This is a genomic window from Methanoregula sp., assembly GCF_002835825.1.
Classification (GTDB): Archaea; Halobacteriota; Methanomicrobia; order Methanomicrobiales; family Methanospirillaceae; genus Methanoregula.
On sequence record NZ_PIZH01000218.1, the window covers coordinates 1 to 3,907 of the forward strand.

The following is a 3,907-nucleotide window of genomic DNA, read 5'->3' on the forward strand; positions in this document are numbered from 1 at the left end:
GCCCGGACCATCGTGATCCTCGGCGTTGTCGCCGTGTTTGTGAACATCTGGTGGGCGCTTTTCCTGTACCTGCTCGTCTTTGTCCTGATCGTGGTCCTCGGGCGGCTCGCGTTCCGGCTGCTGCCCGGGGAATCGGTGGGCATGATCATGGAGATGCCGGACTACCATGTCCCCCACCTCAAAGGGGTGCTTGGTCAGACCTGGCAGCGGACCCGGTCGCTCATCGGGATCGTTCTTCCGGCCTACATTGTCGGGAGTATTGTCATCACCGCGGCCTATGCCGCCGGGCTCCTTGAACCCATCAACGCCGTACTGTATCCCATCACCGTGATCCTGCTGGGTCTCCCGGCCGTGACCGGTGTCGTGTTCATCTTCGGCATCATCCGGAAGGAGATGACCATCCTTGCCCTTGCGGCGATCCTCGGGACAACCGTCTTCTCAGACGTCCTCACCCCGGTCCAGATCATCGTCTTCGGGCTGGTGACCCTGCTCTATGCCCCGTGTATCTCCACAATCCTCGCGCTGGCAAAGGAGTTTGGCTGGAAGGCGGCGCTCTCGATCACGGCGCTCGAGACCAGCCTTGCAATCGCGCTCGGCGCACTTCTGTTCCACCTCATCGGCCCCTTCCTCTGAACGGGCCACCATCAGGCCTAATTACCTTGGGCAGGCTATACCTATGTGAGAATGATCTACTGGCTCTATGCGCAGCTGCTCAGGCGCCAGATCACCGACCTCCCAAAGCAGATCTGTTTCATGATCAGCGGGGAGGACCTTGCCGACGCGCCTGACTCGCTCTTTGCTGTCACCTCGTGGTGTAATGCGATCTCGGCGTACGTGACAGGGCACGGCCCGGCCGGCGCGCACGGGATATGTCACCTGATGTTCCACATCGCAGCGCCGGACCCGGAACAGATCGATTCGCTCCTTCCGGCCATCCGGAAGATCAGCACGATTGCGCACCTGAGCCTCCATGCCGGCAGCCGCGAGGAGACCGGTGGGAGCGGGATGGATGTTGTCGTTGCCGTGGGAAAGAGCGGAAGGGAGGAGATCACGGAGTGCATCCGGAAGATGGCACGGGACAATGTTAATCCGGAGACCGTGGATGAGAAGGTGATCGAGTCCTACCTGACCTTCCAGTATGCCCCTGATGTCGTGATCAAGAGCGGCGGGGACCACCTCACGGATTTTTTGATCTGGCAGTCCGTGTACTCTGAGCTCTTCTTCTCGGACGTGAACTGGGCGCACTTCCGCGAGGTGGACTTCCTCCGGATCCTGCGGGACTACCAGGCGCGGATCCGGCGGTTCGGGAAATAATCCTCTCTCTTACCGGAGCCGGATGTTCACCCAGGCCGGTTCCCCGTCCAGCGACTTCTCTTTTATGGCAAACTGGTTCTTGAGGGCAATGGTGACGGCTTTTTTGTCAGGAGCCGGGGTGATCCGGTGCTCACGGCACCACCGTGAGAATGCCAGGTAGAGTGCCTCTTTTGTCACATGGTCGTCTTCGGTCTCCCCGCGGATGGTAGCCTCGGCAATGAACTGTTTTAATGCCTGCCCCTTTCCGGTGTTTGCCGGTTTTTTCCGTGCCGGCATCCTCTCTTTTTTCCGGGGAGCGCTGGCAGGAAGAGGCGGGGTTGCCTTTGGTTTCTCTGGTACCGGGACGCGCCCGGGCAATGCCGCGGGAATTGTCCTTTTGGCCGGCCGCTGCACCTGCTTAACCGCGGAAGCAGCACGAGGGTCGTCCGCGTTGATGACCGGGTGGATGATGTCGGGCGATGATGGTAAAACGGCGGCTGCCGCTCTCGCGGCGGCCCCGTCCTTTGCAACAATCACGGGAGCGGAGGGTTCTTCCGGTTCCGGCCCCGGAGAGGTATACGGGATCCCGGTTGCGCCGGCAAGCGCCCTGTTGCAGATCTCTGTGATGTCCAGGCCGGCCACCTGTGCCTGTCTCAGGATATCCTGCCGGATGGCGATGCCGGTCAGGCCCCCGGAGAGTGCCATTCCCTTCTTTCCCGTCATAAGCGATCAGTTCCTGATCTGTTGTTCAAGATAGATAGAGTACGCGATTGTGGGCACGATGGGTGTGCGGTATTATCAGCCGCTCTTTGCAGCGCACCGCTGGTCGTAGATCCGGATCGCCCGCAACAGGTCGATCTTCCGGAAGAGCGGCCAGTAGGGGGCACAGAAGTAGACTGCGGATTCGTGCCCTGCCGCAAGCCAGGGAAGGAAGTTCGAGGTCCGGCACTCGTTGCCTGTCCTGATGATCAGGTCAACGGGAGGGATCCCTTTGCCGCGGTGGAGGTGCTCCTCGACCATACTGACATCGATGGTATCGGGGTCGGCCCCGGTCTTTTTGACGGTTTCCAGGATGTCCCGTGCAGCAAGAACAATCTCGTTCCTCCCGCCATAGGCAAGCGCAATGTTGAGGAAGAAACCGGTATGGTCCTTTGTGGCCTCTTCCGCGGCAAGGACCGCTTCCCGGAGGTCGTCCGGGAGCCGTGACGGGTCGCCGACCATCTGGACGCGGATTTGATATTTTTTTACCCGTTCGTCGGTGAGAACACTCAAAAACTTCTCCTTGAACATGGCAAAGAGATAGCCGACCTCGTTCTTCTCCCGCGAGAAGTTCTCGGTCGAAAACGTGTAGAGGGTGATGTGCCGGATGCCCAGTTCCTGTGCCCAGTCCAGCATCTTCTCGATCTTGTCGGCGCCAGCCCGGTGGCCGGAGGCTGTATCGAGCCCGAGCATCTTTGCGTACCGCCGGTTGCCGTCCATGATGATGGCAACGTGGTTGGGGATATGCCGGCACTGCCGCAGGAGCCGCTGTTCGTACAGGGGTTCAACGATACCCTGAAGGTTCATAGCGGGGTCAGCTCCACGACCATCCCCCGGTTGGGGTAACGCTCGATCACGGACTTCTTCCCGGGCATCCCGTCCCTGTGTTCTTCGAGGAGCCACCAGGCCATCTCGATACCCTCTTTGGATTCCTCGAAACTGTCCGGGTCCAGTTGTTCTTTGCAGAACCGGAGGACGGCATCCCGCTCTCCGCCTTCCGGCTCGACAAGACCGTACACAATGGTGCCGTCATCGGTGATCTCATCGAACGGGCGGGCGGTGTTCTCTGCGATCCGCTTCAGGCGCTCCCGGAGCTGGACAGAGTCCTTGAATCCCGAGGAGCACCAGTGCACCTTGTCGTGTTTCACGAGTTCTTCAGCCCACTCGCGGGCGCCGTAAATGGCATTGTGGAGCTCGTCGGCAAGCTCGTAGCCCCGCTCCCGCATGGCATAGGCATTGGTCTCGCCCCATTCGAGCTCGTTGATATTCAGGAAGTCAAGGTACGGGAGCGCCGGGATGAGGAGTTCAAGGCCGGGGAGGGCCGGCACCTCGATCCCGATATCGAATCCCCTCTCTTTTGCCCGCTGTGCGGAACGGATGAATTCAGAGTCCAGGATCGTGTCCCAGCACTCACGGGGAGGGTGGAGCCGGATCTCGTCCACGAGTCCCTGCATCCCTGCCAGTTCGCTGTCTGTCGGGGCCTTTGCGGTATACAGGTGGATCTGGTGTTCCGTCCCGAAATGCTCCTTGAGCATCCGGCAGTACTCCGTAACCTTCTCAAGGCAGAGGAGCGGTTCGCCGCCCGTGACACCCGTGCCGAGCGCGCTCATCATCTCGGCGACTTCGATGATCTGGGACGGGACATCGATGGGGACCTCGTTTGCGTACACGGTATCCGTCCCCTTCCGCTCGGAGGAGAGAGGGCAGTACCAGCAGGAGCGGTGGCAGCGTCCCGTAACAAAAAGCACCATCTTTGCGCCCTGGTGGCAGAGAACACAGCCGTCTGAGAGTGTCATGGAGTACATCCATTCCCGGGTCAAGGGTGGCCGGCAGGAAAAGTGATTGTAGTATTTGG

At 60.3% G+C, this 3,907-nt stretch carries 5 protein-coding genes; 2 read left to right on the plus strand and 3 right to left on the minus strand.

Going from position 1 to position 3,907, the window contains the following annotated elements:
- Positions 1-633, plus strand: a 633-nt coding sequence (locus tag CW742_RS08515; RefSeq protein WP_292419125.1) for a nucleoside recognition domain-containing protein, incomplete at its 5' end; no start/stop codon positions are given.
- A gap of 51 nt (positions 634-684) precedes the next feature.
- A complete protein-coding gene (locus CW742_RS08520; protein WP_292419134.1) occupies positions 685-1,314 on the plus strand; it encodes an undecaprenyl diphosphate synthase family protein in 630 nt (209 codons plus the stop codon).
- Positions 1,315-1,323: 9 nt separating this feature from the next.
- Here the strand turns inward: CW742_RS08520 and CW742_RS08525 are convergent, their stop codons facing one another.
- The 3 genes from CW742_RS08525 to CW742_RS08535 form a co-directional block, all read right to left on the minus strand.
- Positions 1,324-2,016 carry a hypothetical protein gene (locus tag CW742_RS08525; RefSeq protein WP_292419128.1) on the minus strand — a complete coding sequence of 231 codons (693 nt, stop codon included), beginning with the start codon at positions 2,014-2,016 and terminating at the stop codon, positions 1,324-1,326.
- A 75-nt stretch (positions 2,017-2,091) separates the two neighbouring features.
- Positions 2,092-2,859 carry a polyprenyl diphosphate synthase gene (gene uppS, locus CW742_RS08530; RefSeq protein WP_292419131.1) on the minus strand — a complete coding sequence of 256 codons (768 nt, stop codon included), beginning with the start codon at positions 2,857-2,859 and terminating at the stop codon, positions 2,092-2,094.
- On the minus strand, positions 2,856-3,857 hold the full coding sequence (locus tag CW742_RS08535; RefSeq protein ID WP_292419137.1) for a radical SAM protein: 1,002 nt from the start codon (positions 3,855-3,857) through the stop codon (positions 2,856-2,858). Before CW742_RS08535 ends, uppS begins: the two co-directional genes overlap by 4 nt.
- Positions 3,858-3,907 lie beyond the last annotated feature (50 nt).